General features: G+C 64.0%; 17 protein-coding genes. 14 read left to right on the top strand and 3 right to left on the bottom strand.

Annotated elements, in window-relative coordinates; all coding sequences use genetic code 11:
• The first annotated feature begins 6 nt into the window (after positions 1–6).
• From AC3A4H_RS05680 to glpK, 3 genes are all read left to right on the top strand, one after another.
• On the top strand, positions 7–1,623 hold the full coding sequence (locus AC3A4H_RS05680; RefSeq protein ID WP_487765800.1) for a GMC family oxidoreductase: 1,617 nt from the start codon (positions 7–9) through the stop codon (positions 1,621–1,623).
• A 32-nt stretch (positions 1,624–1,655) separates the two neighbouring features.
• Positions 1,656–3,089 (top strand): aldehyde dehydrogenase family protein, encoded by a 1,434-nt coding sequence (locus AC3A4H_RS05675; protein ID WP_487765799.1) that lies wholly within the window; start codon positions 1,656–1,658, stop codon positions 3,087–3,089.
• Positions 3,090–3,188: 99 nt separating this feature from the next.
• Positions 3,189–4,685: a glycerol kinase GlpK gene (gene glpK / locus AC3A4H_RS05670; protein ID WP_487765798.1), complete on the top strand. Its 1,497-nt coding sequence runs from the start codon at positions 3,189–3,191 to the stop codon at positions 4,683–4,685.
• Between the two features lie 103 nt (positions 4,686–4,788).
• Here the strand turns inward: glpK and ggt are convergent, their stop codons facing one another.
• The gene (gene ggt / locus AC3A4H_RS05665; protein ID WP_487765797.1) at positions 4,789–6,372 is read right to left on the bottom strand and encodes a gamma-glutamyltransferase; all 1,584 of its coding nucleotides are present in this window, start codon (positions 6,370–6,372) and stop codon (positions 4,789–4,791) included.
• A 463-nt stretch (positions 6,373–6,835) separates the two neighbouring features.
• Here ggt and AC3A4H_RS05660 point away from each other — a divergent pair, with 463 nt between their 5' ends.
• Together AC3A4H_RS05660 and AC3A4H_RS05655 are read left to right on the top strand one after the other, a co-directional pair.
• The gene (locus tag AC3A4H_RS05660; protein WP_487765796.1) at positions 6,836–7,288 is read left to right on the top strand and encodes a pyridoxamine 5'-phosphate oxidase family protein; all 453 of its coding nucleotides are present in this window, start codon (positions 6,836–6,838) and stop codon (positions 7,286–7,288) included.
• A gap of 440 nt (positions 7,289–7,728) precedes the next feature.
• On the top strand, positions 7,729–8,235 hold the full coding sequence (locus tag AC3A4H_RS05655) for an N-acetyltransferase family protein (RefSeq protein ID WP_487765795.1): 507 nt from the start codon (positions 7,729–7,731) through the stop codon (positions 8,233–8,235).
• Between the two features lie 31 nt (positions 8,236–8,266).
• On the opposite strand, the gene AC3A4H_RS05650 is transcribed toward AC3A4H_RS05655, so the two are convergent.
• A complete protein-coding gene (locus AC3A4H_RS05650) occupies positions 8,267–8,941 on the bottom strand; it encodes a BA14K family protein (protein ID WP_487765794.1) in 675 nt (224 codons plus the stop codon).
• Positions 8,942–9,386: 445 nt separating this feature from the next.
• Here AC3A4H_RS05650 and AC3A4H_RS05645 point away from each other — a divergent pair, with 445 nt between their 5' ends.
• Positions 9,387–11,003, top strand: coding sequence for a GMC family oxidoreductase (locus AC3A4H_RS05645; RefSeq protein WP_487765793.1), 1,617 nt, complete (start codon positions 9,387–9,389; stop codon positions 11,001–11,003).
• 23 nt (positions 11,004–11,026) lie between these two features.
• On the opposite strand, the gene pdxR is transcribed toward AC3A4H_RS05645, so the two are convergent.
• Positions 11,027–12,523: a MocR-like pyridoxine biosynthesis transcription factor PdxR gene (gene pdxR / locus AC3A4H_RS05640; protein WP_487765792.1), complete on the bottom strand. Its 1,497-nt coding sequence runs from the start codon at positions 12,521–12,523 to the stop codon at positions 11,027–11,029.
• Positions 12,524–12,736: 213 nt separating this feature from the next.
• Between pdxR and AC3A4H_RS05635 the strand changes: the two genes are divergently transcribed.
• From AC3A4H_RS05635 to AC3A4H_RS05600, 8 genes are all read left to right on the top strand, one after another.
• Positions 12,737–13,840, top strand: coding sequence for a mandelate racemase/muconate lactonizing enzyme family protein (locus tag AC3A4H_RS05635; protein WP_487765791.1), 1,104 nt, complete (start codon positions 12,737–12,739; stop codon positions 13,838–13,840).
• Positions 13,840–15,318, top strand: coding sequence for an aldehyde dehydrogenase family protein (locus AC3A4H_RS05630; RefSeq protein WP_487765790.1), 1,479 nt, complete (start codon positions 13,840–13,842; stop codon positions 15,316–15,318). Before AC3A4H_RS05635 ends, AC3A4H_RS05630 begins: the two co-directional genes overlap by 1 nt.
• Positions 15,319–15,453: 135 nt before the next feature.
• Complete coding sequence (locus AC3A4H_RS05625) at positions 15,454–16,533, top strand: extracellular solute-binding protein (RefSeq protein WP_487765789.1); 1,080 nt, start codon at positions 15,454–15,456, stop codon at positions 16,531–16,533.
• Between the two features lie 88 nt (positions 16,534–16,621).
• A complete protein-coding gene (locus AC3A4H_RS05620; protein ID WP_487765788.1) occupies positions 16,622–17,698 on the top strand; it encodes an ABC transporter ATP-binding protein in 1,077 nt (358 codons plus the stop codon).
• 4 nt (positions 17,699–17,702) lie between these two features.
• Positions 17,703–18,572, top strand: coding sequence for an ABC transporter permease (locus tag AC3A4H_RS05615; RefSeq protein ID WP_487765787.1), 870 nt, complete (start codon positions 17,703–17,705; stop codon positions 18,570–18,572).
• A gap of 4 nt (positions 18,573–18,576) precedes the next feature.
• Positions 18,577–19,440: an ABC transporter permease gene (locus tag AC3A4H_RS05610; protein WP_487765786.1), complete on the top strand. Its 864-nt coding sequence runs from the start codon at positions 18,577–18,579 to the stop codon at positions 19,438–19,440.
• Between the two features lie 361 nt (positions 19,441–19,801).
• Positions 19,802–21,217, top strand: a complete 1,416-nt coding sequence (locus AC3A4H_RS05605; protein WP_487765785.1) for an L-lactate MFS transporter — start codon at positions 19,802–19,804, stop codon at positions 21,215–21,217.
• Positions 21,218–21,227: 10 nt separating this feature from the next.
• Positions 21,228–21,353: an MFS transporter small subunit gene (locus AC3A4H_RS05600; RefSeq protein ID WP_487765784.1), complete on the top strand. Its 126-nt coding sequence runs from the start codon at positions 21,228–21,230 to the stop codon at positions 21,351–21,353.

Raw genomic sequence — 21,353 nt, 5'->3', positions numbered from 1 at the left:
GTCCTCATGACCACATACGACTACATCATCATCGGATCCGGCTCGGCCGGTTCAGTGGTTGCGGAGCGTCTGTCGGCCAGCGGCCGCAATTCCGTCCTCGTGCTGGAAGCCGGCGGGACCGACCAGCGCTTTCACATCCAGATGCCGCTGGGCTACGCCCACTGCTTCACCAATCCCGAGGTGAACTGGAATTTCACTACCGAGCCCGATCCCGGCCTCGCCAACCGCGTCAGCCACTGGCCGCGTGGCAAGGTGCTCGGTGGCTCGAGCTCGATCAACGCACTGGTCTGGATACGCGGCCACCGCACCGACTTTGATGACTGGCGTGCGTCCGGCAATATCGGCTGGGGCTATGACGACGTGCTTCCTGCCTTCAAGGCGCTGGAGGACAACGCGAATGGCGAGGACGAATGGCGCGCCACCGGTGGCCCTGTCCGCGTCACCGATATCACCAAAATGGTCCATCCGCTCGCCCACCGGTTCATCGAGGCCGGCCAGGAGCTCGGCCTGCCGTACAACGCGGACTTCAACGGCGCTGACCAGGAAGGCGTCGGGCTTTACCAGCAGAACATACTGAAAGGTCGCAGGGTGTCTGCCGCGCGCGCCTTTCTGGCGCCCGCGTCGAAGCGTCCGAATGTCCGGGTCGAGACACATGCCGTGGCGACACGCATTCTCATCGAGCAGGGCAGGGCGGTCGGCGTCGACTATCTTCGAAACGGCAAGCCCGCATCCGCCCGCGCCCGCCGCGAAGTGATCGTCAGCGCCGGCTCTATCAACTCGCCGCTTCTGTTGCAGCATTCCGGTATCGGGCCTGGACGGCTGCTCGCCGAGTTTGGCATCGAAACGCGGGTCGGCAATGACAATGTCGGCGCTCATTTGCAGGACCATCAGAGCGTGAACTATGCTTGGCGATCCCGCGTCTCCACGCTCAACGGCCTGCTGCGACCATGGTGGGGCAAGGCCTATATCGGCTCCCGATACCTGCTCACACGCACCGGCCCGCTCGCCATGAGCATGAACCAGGGCGGCGGCTTCCTGCGCACCGATCCGGCGCTGACGCGGCCGAACCTGCAGATCTATTTCCAGGCCAGCTCGACCGTGCCGCCGCGTCCAGGCGAGCGGGCCGTGCGCGAGATCGATCCCTGGCCGGGCTTCGCCATGGGCATCTCGAATTGCCGCCCGAAGAGCCGCGGTGAGATAAGGCTGGCGTCCCGTGACCCGCTTGTTCCCCCGAAAATCAGGGCCAACGCGCTGTCGCATGACGACGACATCGCGGAGATGCTTGAGGGCGTGCGCTTCCTGCGCAGCATGGCGGCTACCCGGGCCCTGTCTCCCTTCATCGAGGAGGAGGTGCGCCCCGGCCCGTCTTTGCAGACTGACGAGGAACTTGTTGCCGACATTCGCAAGCGGGCAGGCACGGTGTTCCATCCTGTCTCGACCTGCCGCATGGCGCCCACTGCTGCCGATGGCGTCGTGTCGCCGAGGCTCAAGGTACACGGGGTGGATGGGCTCCGCGTCATCGACGCTTCCGTGTTCCCGAGTGTCATCTCCGGCAACACCAATGCGGCGACGATGATGATCGGCTGGAAGGGCGCCGAGATGATCCTCCAAGAGAACGCCTGACCCGCTTCAATATCGACATAAGGAATACGTGCATGATCGAATTGCGTCAGTTCTACATCGACGGCCGCTGGCAGGCCGCGCGCTCGACAGCCGAGCAGATCCTGATCGACGCCTCGACCGAGGAGCCGTTCGGCGTCGTTGCACTCGCTGATGATCAGGATACGGACGCTGCGATCGCAGCCGCCAGGGCGGCTTTCCCGTCGTGGTCGACGACCGATCCCGCAACGCGCATCGCCTTCGTCGAGCGCATTCGCGAGATCCACCTCGAGCGAATGGACGATATGGCGCGGGCGATCTCGCAAGAAATGGGTGCCCCGATCGATCTCGCCCGCAATGCCCAGGCCGCAGCCGGCCCGCGCCACATGGCGAACTTCCTCGCGGCGATGCGCGACTTCCATTTCGTTCAGCCGTTGGGTTCGCACGCGCCAAACGATCGCATCATCATGGAGCCGATCGGGGTGGCGGGCCTGATCACGCCGTGGAACTGGCCGATCAGCCAAATCGCCCTAAAGGTGGTCGCGGCGATGCTGGCCGGCTGCACCGTCGTGCTGAAGCCGTCCGAGCTGTCGCCTCTCTCGGCCATCGTATTTGCCGAGATCATCGACGCGGCCGGCGTGCCGGCCGGTGTGTTCAACCTGATCAATGGCGATGGACTTGGCGCCGGATCGCGTCTGGTCGCGCATCCCGACGTCGACATGATCAGCTTTACCGGCTCTACGCGCGCAGGAATCGCCGTCAGCAAGAGTGCCGCCGACACGTTGAAGCGCGTCGCTCTCGAACTCGGCGGCAAGGGCGCCAACCTGATCTTCGCCGACGCCGATGACCAGGCGGTGGAGCGCGGCGTGCGCCAGTGCTTCAACAACAGCGGCCAGAGCTGCAACGCGCCGACGCGCATGCTGGTCGAGCGCTCCGTCTATGACCGCGCGGTCGAGACGGCCCGGCAGGTAGCGGAATCGATCCGCGTCGGCCCGGCAAGCGAAGCCGGGTCGCATATCGGGCCGGTCGTTTCCGGCAAGCAATATGAACGAATCCAGGGCCTGATCGAGAGCGGCATCAAGGAAGGCGCACGGCTGGTTGCCGGAGGCGTTGGACGCCCGCAGGGTCTCAACCGCGGCTATTTCGTCCAGCCGACGGTCTTCGCTGACGTGTCGAACGAGATGACCATCGCCCGCGAGGAAATCTTCGGACCGGTACTCTCGATCATCCCGTTCGAAACGGAGGACCATGCCGTTGAGATCGCCAACGACACGCCCTACGGCCTGACGAATTATGTGCAGAGCCAGGACGGCGAGCGCCGCAACCGGCTGGCGCGCCGGCTACGCTCCGGAATGGTCGAAATGAACGGGCAGCCGCGCGGCGCCGGCTCGCCTTTCGGCGGCGTCAAGGCCTCGGGCCGCGCCCGCGAGGGCGGCCGCTGGGGCATCGAGGAGTTCCTGGAGGTCAAGTCGATCTCCGGCTGGGCCTGACGACCGGCCGCTGCACCCATTGAACTCGCTTGCAGCCGCATCCCCACCTTGTATGTGGCAGCGCGATCATCGACCGGGAACGAAGCAAGCAGGGAAAACATGGGCTCTCACATCCTCGCCATTGATCAGGGCACCACATCCTCCCGCTCGATCATCTTCGACGGGTCGCTCAGGTCGGTCGCCATCAGCCAGATGGAGTTGCGACAACTCTATCCGGCCTCTGGATGGGTCGAGCACAGCCCGGAGGAAATCTGGAACGCGGTGGTCTCTACAGGCAGGGAGGCCATCGCCAAGGCCGGACTGGAGCCGCGCGACGTTGCCGCGCTCGGTATCACCAACCAGCGCGAAACCGTGGTGATTTGGGAAAAATCCACCGGGCGACCGATCCACAACGCGATCGTCTGGCAGGATCGCCGAACCGAGCCGCTCTGCGCGCGCCTGAGCGGCGAGGGGCTGGAGGAACTGTTCAGGGCGCGGACCGGGCTTCTGCTGGACCCATATTTCTCCGGAACCAAGATCGCCTGGCTGCTCGACAATATTGCCGGCGTGCGGGGCAGGGCCGAACGCGGCGAATTGCTCGCCGGCACGATCGACACCTATCTCATCTGGCGGCTCACGGGTGGCAGGGTGCACGCCACCGACGCGACCAACGCTTCGCGTACCCTCGTCTTCAATATCGCGACGCAGGAATGGGATTCCGAGCTTCTCGAGATACTCGGCATTCCTCGCAACCTTCTGCCCGAAGTGAGGGACTGCGGCGCCGACTTTGGCACCACGGACGCGTCGGTTTTCGGCGCGCCGATCGCCATCCGCGGCGTGGCCGGCGACCAGCAGGCCGCGACGATCGGCCAGGCTTGCTTTCGGCCGGGCATGATGAAATCCACTTACGGAACCGGCTGCTTCGCCCTCCTCAACACCGGCACCGACATGGTGGGTTCGAGCAACCGCCTTTTGACCACGGTGGCTTACCGGATCGCCGGCCGGACCACCTATGCCCTCGAAGGATCGATCTTCATCGCCGGGGCTGCCGTTCAGTGGCTGCGGGATGGCATGAAACTCATTGGCAGCGCGCAGCAGAGCGGCGAACTGGCGGCCGGCGCGGACCCGGAGCAGAATGTCTATCTGGTGCCTGCCTTCGTCGGCCTGGGTGCCCCGTACTGGGATGCCGAAGCGCGCGGGGCCATCTTCGGCCTGACCCGCAACACGGGCCCCGCCGAGTTTGCCCGCGCCGCTCTCGAATCGGTGGCATTCCAGACAAGTGACCTGCTTGCAGCGATGAGAAGGGACTGGGGGAGCCACACCGGCGACACAGTGCTTCGCGTCGACGGCGGCATGGTCGCCTCGGACTGGACGATGCAGCGGCTGGCCGACATCCTCGATGCGCCGGTGGATCGGCCGATCGTTCTGGAGACGACCGCCCTGGGCGCCGCATGGCTCGCCGGCCATCAGGCCGGCGTATGGCCCGGGCAGGAAGAATTCGCCCAGAGTTGGGCCTTGGAGCGGCGGTTCCAACCGCGAATGGATGACCAGACGCGCGCGGTCAAGCTGCAGGGCTGGCACGACGCGGTGCGCCGGACACGAGTCAATATACAATAAATTTCGGCATTTCTCTGCGGTTGAAACCGACGAAGGCACTGGCCCTCGGAGTTATGGCTGGCCGCACCCGACGGCACCCAACGCAGCAGCAAAGAAGTTGCAATCAATATCCGATCGCGCAACCGTCCTTGCGGGGATCCGATGCTCCGGTGAGCGTGCCGTTCTCCCAATCGATCCAGACCAACTGTCCGCCTCCGAGAGGTTCGACAGCCGGCATCACGTCATGGCCCAGACGGCGAAGACCTTCGACGGTTGCCGACGGCACACTGCGTTCAACGGCCACCTTTCCGTCGTTGTGGTATACCCGCGGCGCGTCGATGGCCTCCTGCGGGTCCATGCCGAAATCGAGCAGGTTGCTCAGCACATGGACATGGCCGACAGGCTGGTAGGAGCCGCCCATGACGCCGAATGGCATGATCGCGCGCCCGTTGGCTGTCGCCATGCCGGGCATGATCGTATGCATCGGGCGCTTGCCCGGTGCGATCGCATTGGGATGGTCGCGCACGAGACGGAAGCTGCGGCCGCGATTCTGAAGCACGACGCCCGACTTCGGGCCGACGACGCCGCTGCCGAAGGATTCGTATGTGGAATTGATGAAGCTCACGGCGTTGCGGTCGCGGTCGACAACCGAGATATAGACGGTGTCGCTTCCGGGCAGGCGGACCCGGGGCAGGTGCGTCATCGCGCGGTCCGCCTGGATCGAGGTCGCGAGCCGTGCGGCATAGGCAGGGGCAAGCAATTCGGCGACGGGCACGTGCACCAGCGCAGGATCGCCGAGGAAGGCGTCCCGGTCGTGATAAGCGAGGCGCCCCGCCTCGATCTCCAGGTGCAGCCGGTCGGCGCCATTGGGGTCGAGCTTGGAAAGCTCGAAGCCCGACAATATGTTGAGCATCAGAAGCGCGGTCAGGCCCTGATTGTTGGGGGGCATCTGATGTATATCGAGGCCGCGATAATGCGTCTTCACCGGCTCGACATAGTCCGTCGTGGCGCCGAAATCGCCCAGCGTGTGGTGGCCGCCAAGCTCATTCAGGCGACGCACGAGATCGTCGGCAACTTCGCCTTCGTAGAAGCCGGCGCGGCCCTTGGCGGCGATGGTGCGCATGGTTGCGGCGAGTTCAGGCTGACGGTGGACGTCACCCGGCCGTAGCGGCTCGCCGCTCTTCAGAAAGATGCGGGCGGCCGTCGGATCGGATCTCAGCCTCGGCACGGCGTCGTCCCAGTCGAATGCGACGCGATCCAGGATGACATAGCCTTCCTCCGCATAGCGGATGGCCGGCGCCAACGCCGCGTCGATGCCTTTGCGCCCGTGATCCTCCAGTAGCCGGCACCAGGCATCGATGGCGCCCGGGACCGTGACCGCATGGGCGCCAAGGTCGGGGATTTCCGAAAAACCGTTGTCGAGGTACCAGTCGAGCGTCGCGCTGGCCGGCGACCTGCCGGAACCGTTGAAGCCGATGACCTTGTCGTTACCGCTCGGCGCAAAGAGCACGAAACAGTCGCCGCCGATGCCGGTCGACTGCGGTTCCACGACGGCTTGCACTGCGGCCGCGCAGACGGCGGCATCCATGGCATTGCCGCCGGAGCGGAGCATATCGATGGCGGCCAGCGAGGAAAGCGGGTGGGACGTTGCCACCAGGCCGTCCATGGCCCGGACAGCGGAACGGCCGGGCTGTTGAAGGTCACGCATGATCTGGGATTCCTCTGGACTGGCCTTGTTCTTCGGGCTTCGGCCGAGCAGTGAGTGGCGGTGAGCGGCAAAATAGAAGGTGCGATTTGTGGGGATTAATATAGATTTGTAAAAATAGAATATATCGATCTATGTCATTCGTAATGATCATAGGGAGATGTCAGTAAACGGCCTCGTTGTTACAAGCAGCCAGGCAGGCCATCACCTTCATGTCGATCTGTCATCCAGTCGACCCCGATGCGGGCGATTGCGCTCCAGCGCCGACGCAGTGCTGAAGGGGCTGGCTGCTCGTCCTTGGAGACCTGCGGACTTCACATCTTAGCTTCCGTCACTGTCCGATTTTCGGAGAGGCGCTCAGGTTGGGTCTGATGCTTGGTTGCGCGACGTCGTTCGCTTGAGGTGCATCAATGCCAAGCGACCTGCGGCAGTTATGATCAAACTGCGATGATCGTGGAGATATCCGATGGACGAACAGCTCAGAAAGAAGATCCTGGCGTTGTTGTCTCAGCACCGGATCATGACGATTGCCACACTCAGGCCTGACGGTTGGCCGCAAGCCACGACCGTCGGTTATGTAAGCGAAGGCCTCACTCTTTACTTCCTCTGCGGACTGAATAGCCAGAAGGCGGCCAATCTGGCGAGAGACGATCGCGTGTCCCTAACCATCGACCACGATACGGCGCAAATAATGGAAATCACTGGACTTTCCATGGCGGCCCGCGCTCAGGCAGTGGTGGATCGGGCTGAAGCAGACAGGGTCTTGCAGATGCTGCCATTGAAATACCCGGAGCAAGTCTCCCTGCCGGGGCCCATGCCGACTGCTGAACAGGTCCGCATTTTCCGCGTGACGCCAACAGTCATCTCTGTCCTCGACTACTCCAAGGGGTTTGGTCACACTGATCTTGTCGCCTGCTGAGCGCGCATATACGACGAGCGGTGGACGATGCAGCCGACCGAAAATAAGTGATGTGGCAGTAAGCAGGCATGCTGTGCTCCGCGCCCGACGTCAATTCGGTTTGACCCCGCCGATTCCCGGAAGCGGACATCGGCGATTGGCGCAGCTTTGAGCGGCCGTGAACCGACACTTGGTCCGATATGTTGGCGAGCGAAGCAGTCCGTATATCCGCGGCTCGACGTAGTGCATTGGAAACACAGCTGTAGCATGGCAAGCAGAAGAGCCAAGCGGTCGGCTACTCGGCGCTCGGATTGCAGATGTGATCGAGCGTAAAAGAAGCCGGAGGACTGCAAAGCGCTATAACTGTTGGACCCGCCTCCGGCCGGGTTTTCGTTTCATGCGCGGCGTTCTTTGTGCATGGCGCCATGTGTGATAATTCGTGAGCCTTTCAGGACCCTGCGATGACTGCTGTTATCTTCCGCTGCGCTGAACTCGCCGACTTGCCTGACATCGTAGCCCTGCTGGCGGATGATGAGTTGGGCAAAAGCCGGGAGGACGCCAGCGAGCCGTTGAGCCCCCGCTATGTCGATGCCTTTTGCGCTATCGATGACGATCCGAACCAGATCCAGGCAGTGGCGGTTTTGGAGGGCAAGATCATCGGAACGCTTCAAATCTCGTTTATCCCGGGCCTTTCTCGAATGGGCGCGTGGCGCGGACAGATCGAGGGCGTCAGGGTATCTGCCTCTCATCGTCGAGAGGGCCTCGGGCAGCAGATGTTCGAATGGGCAATCAACGAGTGCAGAAAACGAGGGTGTGACCTTGTGCAACTCACGACCGACAAAGCTCGGCCGGATGCCCATCGGTTCTATGAGCGCTTGGGCTTCGTCGGGAGCCACTACGGCTACAAGCTTGTTATCGCAGACACTTGCAATGCAGCCGGCGTCCTCGATCAGACCCAGCGGAAATAGGCGGCGACGCTTTCGACGTAGAGCAGCGGTTTTACTCGCACTGACGGCGAGGTCCGCCGCTGTAGGGCTGATACGAGTTGTCCTCCGGCCGATAGGAACGATAACGGGCGAAGCAAGATTGGACGTGCTCCGTATCGGCCGCAGCGTCGTCAGCATAGCCGGCCTCGGAAACCAAGATCGAGTAATCAGCCGGATCACTGTTGCTCGACCCTTCAGCCGTTGCCAGGTCGGAGTACGGCGACACGCATTCGCGTTGTACGCCGCTATAGGTTCTATAGCTGTTGTCGTCCGGATTATAGGAGCGATATCGGCTCGCGCACCATTCCAGGTGAGCGGCGTTGCCCGGGGCGGCCGCTTTTTCCTCGGGCTCGGCGCGTGTGGCTGCGGTCGTCAATGTATCGATCGATCGAGCCGAGGTGGCATTGTTGTCCGCATCGCCTCCGGTCGCCAAGCGAGCCGGCAGTCGCTCATAGTCCTGGGCTGCCTTGTTCACCTTCACGGCCTCTTGCGTCCACGTCGAAGCCATACGCGAGTCCGGCAATTGAACGGGAACGGGTTTGGCGGTCAGGAAAACAATGGCGATTGCGATGCCTCCGGCGAATGCCAGGAGCGTGGCCATAAAGCCGCTCAGGATAGCAATCGCAGGTTTCATTTTCTCGGTCGCCATATAGATGTAGAAATGCGGAAAACCCCCATGCAGTTCCATGGGCAAGGCCTGACACGGCGTTGATCGATCCGGGTATGACGCAGTATCTGGCCTCTCATAAACTGGTCCGAGTTTCCCGAGAGGGCATAAGGTGCGGGCCACTGAGGATACGAACCGTACGATGGACTTGGCCGGATCTGCGCGGCCGGGCCCTTGCCGCAAGGTGGGAAAGGCTGATCCCTGCCGGGCTGCCAGAGGCAAACCCAGCCGCTATCTAGGTATCGTTTGCCCGAGCGAAGGACGGTCCGGCGCGGCCGGCGGCGAGACGGCGGTTCATTTTCCAAGAGGCGCTTGTGCGGGCTCTGCATGTTGCCTCTCGGGCACTCCGGCCGAACGCGGTTCGCCTGCTCATTTGCAGTGGCTTTAAGGTCTTGTCGCAATGGCTCCTTTTCAGGCTGCCGCGCCGGTGTAGAAGCACGGGCTCTTGGCAAGGAGGGGCAGACCTGTGGCTGATTTCGATTTCATCATTGTCGGGGCCGGATCGGCCGGCTGTCTGCTCGCCAATCGCCTGACGAAGTCGGGCAAGTTTCGCGTGCTGCTGCTGGAGGCCGGCGGCAGCGACCGCCGCTTCATGATTCGCATGCCCATCGGCTATGGCCACAGCTTCTACAATCCGAAGGTGAACTGGCGATTCGAGACCGGGCCGCAGGAAGCGCTGGCCGGGCGCACCAGCTACTGGCCGCGCGGCAAGGTGCTGGGCGGTTCGTCTTCCATCAACGCGATGGTTTATGTGCGCGGCCAGCGCAACGATTTCGACGACTGGGAAAAGGCCGGCAATCCGGGCTGGGGCTGGGATGACGTCCTGCCCCATTTCAAGTCGATGGAGACATTCGAGCGCGGCGGCGACGAATGGCGCGGCGGTTCTGGCGAACTCCACGTCACCGACATGGCGCCCTCCGTCCACCCGCTGTGCAAGGACTGGCTGCAGGCCGCCGAGCAGGCCGGCTTCAGCCGGACGCCCGACTACAACGGCGAGTACCAGGAAGGCATCTCGGTCTATCAGATCAGCGCCAGCAAGGGTTTTCGGGCCTCGTCGGCCACGGCGTTCCTGCATCCTGTGGCCAAGCGCCCCAACCTGACGGTCGTCACCGGTGCTTTCGCCACCCGCGTCCTTTTCGAAGGCTTGCGCGCGGTCGGCATCGAATATGAAGTCGGTGGCCAAAAGCGCACCGCGCGTGCCGGGCGAGAGGTGATCCTGTCTGCCGGTGCGGTGCATTCGCCCACCTTGCTCCAGCATTCGGGCGTCGGCCCCGGCGCGCTCTTGCAGAAGGTTGGCAAGACGGTGGTGAAGGACATGGCCGCGGTCGGCCAGAACCTGCAGGACCATCTCGGCATCGACTATCTTTATCGTTCGCGCAAGCCGACGCTCAATTCGCTGCTGCGGCCCTGGTGGAGCCGGATAATGCTCGGGGCGCGCTACGTCCTGTTCCGCGACGGCCCGCTTTCGCTCAGCGTCAACCAGGCCGGCGGCTTCGTCAAATCGAGCCCGGACCTCGACCGGGTCGACATGCAGCTCTATTTCTCGCCGGTCAGCTACAGCAAGCCGACGCCCGGCGTGCGGCGCCTGACGATGCCTGACCCGTTCCCCGGCTTCTTCATCGGCATCCAGCCATGCCGGCCGACCAGCCGCGGTTCAATCAACATCGGATCGCCCGATGTCAAAGCGGCCCCGGTCATCGAGCCGAACTACCTGTCGACGCCGGGCGACATAGAGGACATGCTGGCCGGCGTGCGCCTCATACGCCGCATTGCCGAGCAGCCGGCGATGCGCGCCCTCATCATCGACGAGATGAGCCCGGGCAAGCAGACGCAGAACGACGACGACCTCATCGCCGACATCCGCGCCCGTTCGGGCAGCGTCTTCCACGCATCCTGCACCTGCCGAATGGGCCCCGACGACGGAACCAACGTGGTCGACGCCCGGCTGCGCGTGCATGGCATTCAGGGCCTGCGCGTGGTCGACACCTCGGTCTTCCCCAATGTCACGTCGGGCAACACCAATGCGCCGACCATGATGGTGGCGGAAAAGGGCGCGGCGATGATCCTGGAGGACAATCGCTAGCCAGGCCTGACCTCGGCCTCGGCTCAGCCGCGGTGCTTTTCCAGCACGCGGGCCAGCGTCTCGACGCCCTTGCCTATGGCGCGCTCGTCTATGGCGCTCACGCCCAGCACGAGGCCGGGCTCGACCTGCGAGCGGTCGATGCAGAATCGGCCGATAGGCGAGACGAAAAGGCCGGCGGCATCGGCGTCGGCGGAGATCCGGTCCTCGTCCATGGCAGGCGAGGCGAATGTGCCGACCACGTGGAACCCGGCGACGGAGCGGGTGACGTTCAGCAGCCCGCCCAGATGGCGTTCGGCCGCCTCGTGGAAGGCCGCGTGGCGCTCGGCATAGATTTCGCGCATGCGGCGCAGATGCGTGGCGAAATGGCCTTCCTCGATGAAGGCCGCCAGAACCGCCTGGATGCTCGACGGCACGCCCTGCAGGAACGCGCCTGAAATGCGCTGGAAGATCGGCACCAGCGGCTTGGGCGCGATGTAGAAGCCAAGGCGCAGCGCGGGAAACATCGTCTTGGAAAAGGTTCCGACATAGATGACGCGTTCGCCGGTATCGCCGCTTTTCAGGGTCGGCAGCGGCCGGCCGTCGTAACGGAACTCCCCGTCATAATCGTCTTCAAGGATCCAGGCGTCGTTCTGGTTGGCGGCGGCCAGCAGTTCCGCGCGCCGTGCCAGGCTCATTTCCACGCCGGTCGGGTGCTGGTGCGAAGGGGTGACGAAGGCAAGCCGGAAGTCCGGTGCCAGGCGCAGCCCGGCCTCGACGGAAATGCCTTCCGCGTCCACCGGCACCGGCACCATGCGCGCGCCGCAGGCGATCAGGCAGTTGCGGGCGCCGATGGCGCCCGGGTTCTCGAACCACACCGGGTCGCCGGGGTTGAGCAGCACGCGGCCGATCAGGTCGAAGGCCTGCTGCGCGCCGTTGACGATGAATATCTGCTCAGGGTCGCAGGACACGCCGCGATTGGAGCGCAGATGCTCGGCAATCACCAGCCGAAGGCGCGGGTGGCCGTTGGCGTCGGAATAGCCCATGATCTGGTCGCGCGGCTCGCGCCAGTGCTTGGCGGTCAGGCGCGCCCAGACGGCGACCGGGAAGGCGTCGTAGTCTGGCAGGCCGGTCACGAAGGCGCGCGGCGTGCGCGGATGTGACAGTCGCTGGAAGAAGCGCGGCGAGGCGTCGGCGATTATGTCGGCGAGCTTGGTGGAGACAGGCGCGCCGGGCTGCTGCACCACCAGCTGCTCGCTCGGCCTCGTGGTCTCCGCTACGTCCGAGACATAGGAGCCCGAGCCGGTGCGCGAGACTATCAGTCCTTCCGAGGTCAGGCGCTCGAACACGGCCATTGCCGTTGTGCGCGAAATATCCAGTTCCTTCGCCAGCGTCCGGCTGGAGGGCAGCCGCCTGCCAGCCGGCAGGTCGCCGGAGGTGATCAACTGGCGTATCGCGCCGTAGACCTGCGTGGTGATGGACTTGTCCAGGGAACGGTCGACGGCGATCGAAAACAGCAATTCACCTGAGGACCTCTTTACCATTCCGTCTCCCTCAAGAGCCTGACCGAAAGCCGCGGGCGACAGGCGCGCCTCCGCCTCGGCGATTTTCACTTCGGGCCCAGGCAGCAGCCGCAAATTTCACCGAGGCAGGAGATAACCGGCTTTCCGATTTTTCGAAAGTGGACCTTACCGCGCATGGCGGGATCTCCTAGTCCAAGCGCCTATCATTGGCTCGCTTTCCGAGGACCTCCGGACTTGAAGATCAAACGCATAGAGACCTTCGCAAACCAGTTTGTCGGCTTCGTCCGCATCACGGCCGAAGATGGCGCCCAGGGCATCGGGCAGGTCTCGACCTACAATTCCGACATCACCTCGGCCGTGCTGCATCGCCAGGTTGCGCCTTACGTGCTCGGCGTCGAGTTCGACGATATCGACGCGCTGACCGACAGGGTGATCGAGCGCGAGCACAAGTTCCCCGGCTCCTACATGAAACGCGCGCTCGGCGGCCTCGACACCGCGATCTGGGACCTGCGCGGCAAGGTGGCCGGACTGCCGGTAGTCAGCCTGCTCGGCGGCACGCCGGGCAAGCTGCGCACCTATGCCTCCTCCATGAAGCGCGATATTACGCCGGCTGACGAAGCCGAGCGCTTCAGGCGCCTGCGCGACCAGTTCGGCTTCGACGCCTTCAAGTTCCGCATCGCCGCCGAATACGGTCACGACGTGGACGAATGGGAGGGCCGCACGGAAGAGATCGTGCCCACAATCCGCAAGGCGCTGGGCGACGAGGTCTCGCTTCTGGTCGACGCCAACAGCGGCTTCTCGCCCAGGCGCGCCATCGAGGTTGGCAAGCTGCTAAAGGACAACGGCATCGAGCATTTCGAGGAGCCGTGCCTCTACTGGGAGCTGGAGCAGACCAAGCAGGTCACCGACGCGCTCGACATCGCGGTCACCGGCGGCGAGCAGGATTGCGAAATCCCGACCTGGCGCCACATGATCGAGATGCGCGCCGTCGACATCGTTCAGCCCGACATCCTCTATCTCGGCGGTATCAGCCGCACCTTGCGCGTGTGCAACATGGCGCGCGCCGCCGGCCTGCCGATCACGCCGCACAGCGCCAATCTCGGCCTGGTGACGTTGTTCACCATGCATCTGCTGCGCGCCATCGAGGGTGCCGGCAAATATCTGGAATTCTCGATCGAGGGACCGGACTACTACCCGTGGCAGGAGGGCCTATTTGTCAAGTCGCCCTATACGGTCGAAAACGGCATGGTCACAGTTTCGGACGAGCCGGGCTGGGGAGTGGAGATTGATCCCGAATGGCTTGCCAAGTCCAGCTACCAGATCAGTGAGGTTGAGTGATGGTCGACGTGTCCACGAGTGCTGCTGCGTTTTCCGATTCGCTGCCGTCGGCGCATTTCATCGATGGCGAGTGGCGCAAGCCGCAGTCCGGGAACCTGATGGAAACCTTCGATCCCGGCCGCGCCGAGCCGCATGCCCGCTTCGCGGCGGGCACCGCCGAGGACGTCGCCGAGGCGGTCGCCTCGGCCAAGCGCGCGCAGCGCGGCGAGTGGCGCAAGACGACGCCGGCCGAGCGCGGGCGCATTCTGATGCGGGCGGCGGAGCTTCTCCGCCAGAACGCCGAGCGGCTCGCCATGGCCGAGGTGCTGGACAGCGGCAAGACGCTTGGCGAAGCGCGCGGCGACGTGCGCGGCTCGGCGCGTGCGTTCGAATATTACGCAGGCGCGGCCGACAAGCACGAGGGCAAGGCATTTCCGCTCGGGCAGGACTACACCTCCTATTCGATCGAGGAGCCCATCGGCGTCACCGCCCATATCGTGCCGTGGAACTATCCGCTGTCGACAGCGTGCCGCTCGATCGCGCCGGCCTTGGCTGCCGGCTGCACCGCCGTGGTGAAGCCCGCCGAGCAGACGCCGATGACGGCGTTGCTTCTGGCCGAGATACTGGTCCAGGCCGGCCTGCCGCGCGGCGTCTGCAACGTGGTCACCGGAACCGGCATCGCGGCTGGCGCTCCGCTGGTCTCGCATCCGGATATCCGCCACGTCACATTCACCGGCTCGACCGTCACCGGCATCAACGTCATGAAGTCGGCGGCGCAGAATGTGGCCTCCGTCACGCTCGAGCTCGGCGGCAAGTCGCCGAACATCGTGCTTGCCGACGCCGACATCGAGCTGGCGCTCGACAATGTCGTCGGCGCGATCTTCGAGAATGCCGGGCAGATCTGCTCGGCCGGCTCGCGGCTCGTCATCGAACGCTCCATCCATGCCGAGTTCATCGAAAAGCTGGTCGCGCGGGCGCGCGCCCTGCGCATCGGCCACGGGTTGACGGAAGGGGTCAATTTCGGCGCCATCAATTCGGCCGAGCATCTGGCCAAGGTGGCCTCCTATGTTGAAGGAGCCAGGGCCCGGGGCATCAGCGTCGCCACGGGCGGCAACGTCGCCGTGGACCCGGCCACCGGCAGGGGCTGGTTCTTCGAGCCGACAGTGCTGGACGACGTGAAGTGGGACGACCCGGTCGTCCAGGAAGAAATCTTCGGGCCGGTGCTGGCCGTGCAGGTCGTGGACAGTGCGGAGGAGGCGGTCGAGGCCGCCAATTGCACCGACTACGCCCTCGCTGCGGGGCTCTTCACCAGGGACCTGACCAGGGCGCTTCGCATCGCCCGCGATGTCGACGCAGGCCAGGTCTATGTGAACGAGTATTTTGCCGGCGGCATAGAGACGCCGTTCGGTGGCAACCGCCGCTCTGGCATCGGCAGGGAAAAGGGCCTAGTAGCCGTCACCAGCTACTGCAAGACCAAGGCGGTCTCGATTCGCATCTGAGGTCACACGCAGCCCCAAGCGGCATCATCTTTGATTGAAAGTGGACCTTATAACCCCCGGCGGCCTTTCGCATAGTGGCCGCTGGGAGACAGGCCGACGTTTCGCTCGGCCTCAAAATCAAGGCGGGAGAGAGTAATGATTTTGAAAAAACTGGTCGCGGCGCTGGTTGGCGCCACCGCGCTCATGGCCGTTTCGAACGGCGCAAGCGCCGAAACGCTCCGCATCCTGACCTGGGGCGGCTATGCGCCGGACAACGTCATCCAGCTCTTCGAGAAGGAATATCCCGACGTCAATGTCGAGGTGACGCTTTCCAACAACGAGGAAATCATCGCCAAGCTGCGCGCCACCGGCGGCGCCGGTTTCGACCTGGCCCAGCCCAGCCATGACCGCATCTTCGCGGCGCAGCAGGAATACGACATCTACAAGCCGCTCGACCTGTCGAAGGTCAACACATCCGACATGCAGGAAAACCTGCTCGAAGCGGTCAAGGCCAACACCACCATCGATGGGAACGTCTATGCCGTCCCGCATCAGTGGGGCACCTCCGGCCTGGTCGTCGACGTCAGCAAGGCGCCGAACATCAAGGACTGGGGCGATCTGTGCGATCCTGCATACAAGGGCCGCACCTCGATGCGCCTGAAGCGCACGGTCCTGCTCGGCATGGCCTTCTCGCTCGGCAAGGACCCGTTCGCGCTCTACGCCGACAAGGCTGCCTACCAGACGATGCTCGACGAGGTCACTGAAAAGATGATCTCCTGCAAGAGCAACGTGAAGACCTACTGGAACGGCGGTGACGACCTGTCGACGCTGCTGCTTTCGGGCGAAGTGGTTGCTTCCGAGGCCTGGGACTCGACCGCCTTCAAGCTCTACGGCCAGAACAGCAACCTGGTCTACGTTCCGCCCAAGACCGGCGCTCTCGCCTGGATCGACACCTTCGTCATCCCTCGCAAGGGCAAGGCCGATGACGCCGCCTACAAGTGGATCAACTTCGTCATGCGTCCCGACATCGTCAAGCTGATGTCGGATTCGACGGGCGCGATCTCGGCCGTCAAGGGCGGCGTCGACCTGCTGCCCGACGACAAGAAGGAAGCCGTGAAGGTTGCCTTCGACGACGCGGCGCTCGCCAACCTGAAGTTCTTCGCCAACATCCCGGCGGGGCTGGAGGATATCGAGGGCAAGGCGCTGGAGCGCATCAAGGCCGCTACTTCCAACTAAGCGACCTGACACCGATATGGCCCGCAGGCGAGAATGATTTTCTCCCTGCGGGCTGTGGAATTTTTAGCCGGCAATTGGCGAGCACCCCATGCACGATCTTCAATGCGAGAGCCTGACCAAGCGGTTCGGCCAGCATATCGCGGTCAACGACGTTTCCTTCGACGTCCCGCGCGGTTCGTTCTTTTCGATCCTTGGTCCTTCCGGTTGTGGCAAGACGACCCTGATGCGCATGATCGCCGGGTTCGAAACGCCCACCAGCGGCGACATCCGCATCAAGGGCGCTTCGGTTCTGTCCACGCCGCCCAACAAGCGCAGCGTCAAGATGGTGTTCCAGCACCTGGCGCTGTTCCCGATGATGAATGTCGGCGAAAACATCGCCTATGGCCTGCGTTGCCGCGGCGAGAACAAGGCCGATATCGGCCGCAAGGTGGCGGCCGTTCTGGAGCGCATCGGGCTGCCGGGGGTCGCCGAAAAGCAGGTCTCGCAACTGTCGGGCGGCCAGAGGCAGCGCATCGCGATCGCCCGCTGCATGGTGCTGGAGCCCGACGTGCTGTTGCTGGACGAGCCGCTCGGCGCGCTCGACCTGAAGCTGCGCGAGCGCATGAAGATTGAGCTGAAGCTCCTGCAGAACCAGTTCAACACCACCTTCCTCTACATCACGCACGACCAGTCGGAAGCGCTGGTCATGTCCGACAACGTGGCGGTCATGAATGCGGGGCGCTTCGAACAGATCGGCTCGCCCCAGGAGCTCTATAACAACCCCGGGTCCGGTTTCGTCGCCGGCTTCGTCGGCGACAGCAATCGCTGGCAGGGCCGCGTGACGGCCGTTTCCAACGGCGAGGCGCGGGTCGAGCTTGATGCCGGTGGCGAGGTCATCGCCATGGCCGGCGACGGCAAGGTGGCCTCCGGCTCGAAGGTCGAGGTGTTCGTCCGCCCCGAAACCATTTCGATCGGCGAGGGCAGGGAAGGCAATCGCCTGTCCGGCACGGTCGACAGTCTGCTGTTCAACGGCGCCAACAGCCGCGTGCTGGTGCGCACCGCGGGCGGCAGCCTCATCGAAGTGGGTCACGCGGTCATGGACGGCTCCTCGCCGATCAGGCCGGGCGACACGGCCGACATTTCCTGGCGGCGGGACCACAGCCTGTGCTTCAGCGTGGCGGGATAAGACCATGCCCCGCTCCGACGCCGGCAAACTGTCCCTGATCCTTCTGTTCATGCCGTTCGCGCTGTGGATGGCGCTGCTGATCATCCTGCCGCAGATCGGCATCGGCTACCTCTCGCTGCGCGAGAAGCTGGGGCCGGGCCAGTACACTTTCAGCTTCGCCAACTACGCCGACTTCCTGGGCGAGCCCGTCTACTGGAACACGCTGCTGCGCACTGCCTGGATGTCGATCCTGGTGACGATCCTGGCGCTGTTCGTCGGCTTTCCGGTCGCCTACTACATCGCCAAGATCGCCAAGCAGCGTTCGCGTGCGGCGCTGTTTCTCATGTGCCTCATCCCGCTCTGGGTCAGCGACCTGGTGCGCGCGTTCGGCTGGATCGTGCTGCTGCGCGAGACCGGGCTGATCTCCAGCTTCCTGCAGGATATCGGTCTCATCGGCGGCCCGGTGGAACTGCTCTACAACGACATCACGGTCGTCGTCGGTCTGGTTTACACGGTCGTCCTGTTCATGATCGTGCCGCTGGTGTCGACGCTGGACGGCATGGACAACTCCATGCTCGAGGCCGGCTACAATCTGGGCGGCAGCCGCTTCACCGTGTTCCGCCGCATCGTCGTGCCTTATGCGATGCCGGGCATCGTGGCTGGCTGCATCATCGTCTTCATGCTGACGGCCGGCAGCTACCTCACGCCCATCCTGCTGGGCGGCAAGAACAGCATGTGGTTCACCGAACAGATCTACGAGCAGTTCGTGACCCGCTACAACTGGGAATCGGGCGCGACCTTCGGCGTGCTGCTGCTGGCGTTCACCTCCTTCGTCGTCTGGCTTGGCCTGCGTCTGACCGGCCAGAGCCTGGCCTCCACTGTCGCGAAAGACTAACGCCATGAACGTTGCTGCACCTCAGTCAAACGTCCTGCGCTGGATCTATGGCGGGTACATGCTCGCCTTCTTCCTCTACCTCGCGGCGCCGCTCACGGCGGCGGCGATGTTCGCCTTCAACGATTCGCTGTTTCCGGCGCTTCCGTGGAAGGGTTTCACGCTGGACTGGTTCTTCGGCACCACCGAGCCCAAGCTTGGCATGTTCCACGACCGGCGGCTCATGGAGGGCCTGCGCAACTCGTTCTATATCGGCGTGATCGTGTCGGCGCTGTCGGTGGTGGTCGGCACCTGCAATGCCTTCCTGTTCGAGCGCAAGCAATTCCCCGGCAAGAGCGTGCTCTATGTGCTGATGATCGTGCCGCTGGTCATTCCCGGCGTCATCCTGGGCATCTCCATCCTGGTCTTCGCCAGCATGATCGCCAACGGCGTGGAAGACACGCTCAACCTGGAATGGGATTTTCTGCGCCCCGGCACCTTGCTCGTCGTGCTCGGCCAGTTTTCCTTCCTCGTCACCATCACCTCGCTGGTGATCGCGGCACGCCTGCGCAAGTTCGACGTGGCGCTGGAGGAGGCGGCGCTGAACCTCGGCGCATCGCGCGTGCGGGTGCTGCGCACGGTGACCTTGCCCTATCTGGCGCCGGCATTGTTCTCGGCCTTCGTGGTGGCGTTTCTCGTCTCCTTCGAGAACTTCAACACCACGCTGATGCTCGTCGGCTCCGACGCGCCGCTGACCATCACCATGTATGACCGCATGGTCAAGGTCGGCTCCACCCCGGTTCTCAACGCGGTCTCGGTCTTCCTGATGATCGGCTCCGGCCTGCTGGCGCTGCTCAGCATCGTCGCGCAGCGCGGCAAGCCCGCCAGTTGAACCCGGCGGCGGCCTATGTAGCCGCCATGCCGCCGAATGCATCCGCAAGGGTGCATTCCACTACCGGATCGCCCCGCTTGGCGCGGGCGGTCCGTTCTTTTTTCGAGGGTATCGGCCTGTCGCGTGTGCCGGCCCGTTCCTACCAATTAACGATTGTTCCCGGCCGGAAATGCGCCGACAATGCCCGTGACTGGGCTTCCCGCCCGCATGCCGCGCAGTGTCGGCAGGCCAACCTTCGCCTGGCCGGCGGCCCGCGAGCGCCTCGCGCCAGCCTTCCCTTTGCCGCCCCGCCCGCGGCGAAGCTTCTCCGAGCGAACCGGCAGCCATGCCGGCGCCCCGGAGGGAACCGGAGGCAACCCACATGAACGACGCTGCAAGCAAGGGGCGCTCAGCCTCTCTGTACTCGGTGCTCCATCGCTCCCGCACCATCGCCAAGCCCGGCTTCAGCCGCTGGATGGTGCCGCCTGCGGCCTTGTGCGTGCATTTGTGCATCGGCCAGGCCTATGCCTTCAGCGTGTTCAACCTGCCGATGACGAAGCTGATCGGCATCACCGAGTCGGCGCCGGGCGACTGGAAGCTGACGCAGCTCGGTTGGATCTTTTCGCTGGCGATCTTCTTCCTCGGCGTCTCGTCGGCCGTGTTCGGCCGCTGGGTGGAGGAGGGCGGCCCGCGCCGCGCCATGGCAACCGCTGCCATCTGCTGGGCCGGCGGTTTCCTCATCTCCGCCTTCGGCGTCTATATCCACGCGCTGTGGGTGATCTATCTCGGCTACGGCGTGCTGGGCGGCATCGCGCTGGGCATCGGCTACATCTCCCCGGTTTCCACGCTGATCCGGTGGTTCCCCGACCGTCCCGGCATGGCGACCGGCATGGCCATCATGGGGTTCGGCGGCGGCGCGCTCATCGCCTCGCCGCTGTCGGTGTGGCTGATGAGGGAGTTTTCCACGCCCACCCATGTCGGCGTGATGGAAACCTTCGTCGTGCTCGGCATCGTCTATTTCATCTTCATGATGGTCGGCGCGGCCATCGTGCGGGTGCCGCCGCCGGGCTGGAGCCCGGTGGGCTACGAGCCGCCGGCGGAAGAAGGCAAGCTCATCACCAGAAGCGACGTCTATGTCTATGACGCGCTGAAGACACCGCAGTTCTGGCTGATCTGGTGGATCCTGTGTCTCAACGTCACCGCCGGCATCGGCGTGCTCGGGCAGGCATCGGCCATGAGCCAGGAGATGTTTCCCGGCCGCGTCACCGCGGTCGCGGCGGCGGGGTTCGTGGGCCTCATGAGCCTGTTCAACATGGGCGGCCGCTTCGTCTGGGCCTCGACTTCCGACTATATCGGCCGCAAGAACACGTATTTCGTGTTCATGGTGCTGGGCTTTATCCTCTACTGCACCGTGCCCTACACCGGAAGGGTCGGCAGCGTGGCGGGCTTCGTGCTGTGCTTCCTGATCATCATCAGCATGTATGGCGGCGGCTTCTCCACGGTGCCAGCCTATCTGAAGGACATGTTCGGCACGCGCTATGTCGGCGCCATCCACGGCTTGCTGCTGACGGCCTGGTCGGCGGCGGGCATCTTCGGCCCGGTGCTGGTCAACTACATCCGCGAATACAACATCAGCCACGGCGTGCCCAAGGCGGAAGCCTACAACGTCACCATGTACATCATGGCCGGGCTGCTGGTCATCGGCTTCATCTGCAACCTGCTCGTCAAGGCGGTAGACGCCCGCTACCACATGAAGGACGGAGTGCGCCCGGTGCAGACGGCAGCGGAACGGCAATAGGAGAGCCGCCATGGACAAGAGCGAACGAAGCGGCACCACCACGCTGGAGCTCGTGCTGGCCTGGGGGTTCGTCGGCATTCCCCTGCTTTGGGGCGTCTCGCAAACCCTGCTCGATGCGATGAAGCTGTTCCAGTAG

It is taken from the genome of Pseudaminobacter sp. Soil_N_29, from assembly GCF_057656055.1.
This window is presented reverse-complemented; position numbering and strand designations above follow the sequence as displayed.

Bases quoted from the DNA above. Each gene is read 5' to 3' on its own strand.
- AC3A4H_RS05680 (WP_487765800.1), top strand. From the start codon at position 7: ATGACCACATACGACTACATCATCATCGGATCCGGCTCGGCCGGTTCA.
- AC3A4H_RS05675 (WP_487765799.1), top strand. From the start codon at position 1,656: ATGATCGAATTGCGTCAGTTCTACATCGACGGCCGCTGGCAGGCCGCG.
- glpK (WP_487765798.1), top strand. From the start codon at position 3,189: ATGGGCTCTCACATCCTCGCCATTGATCAGGGCACCACATCCTCCCGC.
- ggt (WP_487765797.1), bottom strand. From the start codon at position 6,372: ATGCGTGACCTTCAACAGCCCGGCCGTTCCGCTGTCCGGGCCATGGAC.
- AC3A4H_RS05660 (WP_487765796.1), top strand. From the start codon at position 6,836: ATGGACGAACAGCTCAGAAAGAAGATCCTGGCGTTGTTGTCTCAGCAC.
- AC3A4H_RS05655 (WP_487765795.1), top strand. From the start codon at position 7,729: ATGACTGCTGTTATCTTCCGCTGCGCTGAACTCGCCGACTTGCCTGAC.
- AC3A4H_RS05650 (WP_487765794.1), bottom strand. From the start codon at position 8,941: ATGGAACTGCATGGGGGTTTTCCGCATTTCTACATCTATATGGCGACC.
- pdxR (WP_487765792.1), bottom strand. From the start codon at position 12,523: ATGGTAAAGAGGTCCTCAGGTGAATTGCTGTTTTCGATCGCCGTCGAC.
- AC3A4H_RS05630 (WP_487765790.1), top strand. From the start codon at position 13,840: ATGGTCGACGTGTCCACGAGTGCTGCTGCGTTTTCCGATTCGCTGCCG.
- AC3A4H_RS05625 (WP_487765789.1), top strand. From the start codon at position 15,454: ATGATTTTGAAAAAACTGGTCGCGGCGCTGGTTGGCGCCACCGCGCTC.
- AC3A4H_RS05620 (WP_487765788.1), top strand. From the start codon at position 16,622: ATGCACGATCTTCAATGCGAGAGCCTGACCAAGCGGTTCGGCCAGCAT.
- AC3A4H_RS05615 (WP_487765787.1), top strand. From the start codon at position 17,703: ATGCCCCGCTCCGACGCCGGCAAACTGTCCCTGATCCTTCTGTTCATG.
- AC3A4H_RS05610 (WP_487765786.1), top strand. From the start codon at position 18,577: ATGAACGTTGCTGCACCTCAGTCAAACGTCCTGCGCTGGATCTATGGC.
- AC3A4H_RS05605 (WP_487765785.1), top strand. From the start codon at position 19,802: ATGAACGACGCTGCAAGCAAGGGGCGCTCAGCCTCTCTGTACTCGGTG.
- AC3A4H_RS05600 (WP_487765784.1), top strand. From the start codon at position 21,228: ATGGACAAGAGCGAACGAAGCGGCACCACCACGCTGGAGCTCGTGCTG.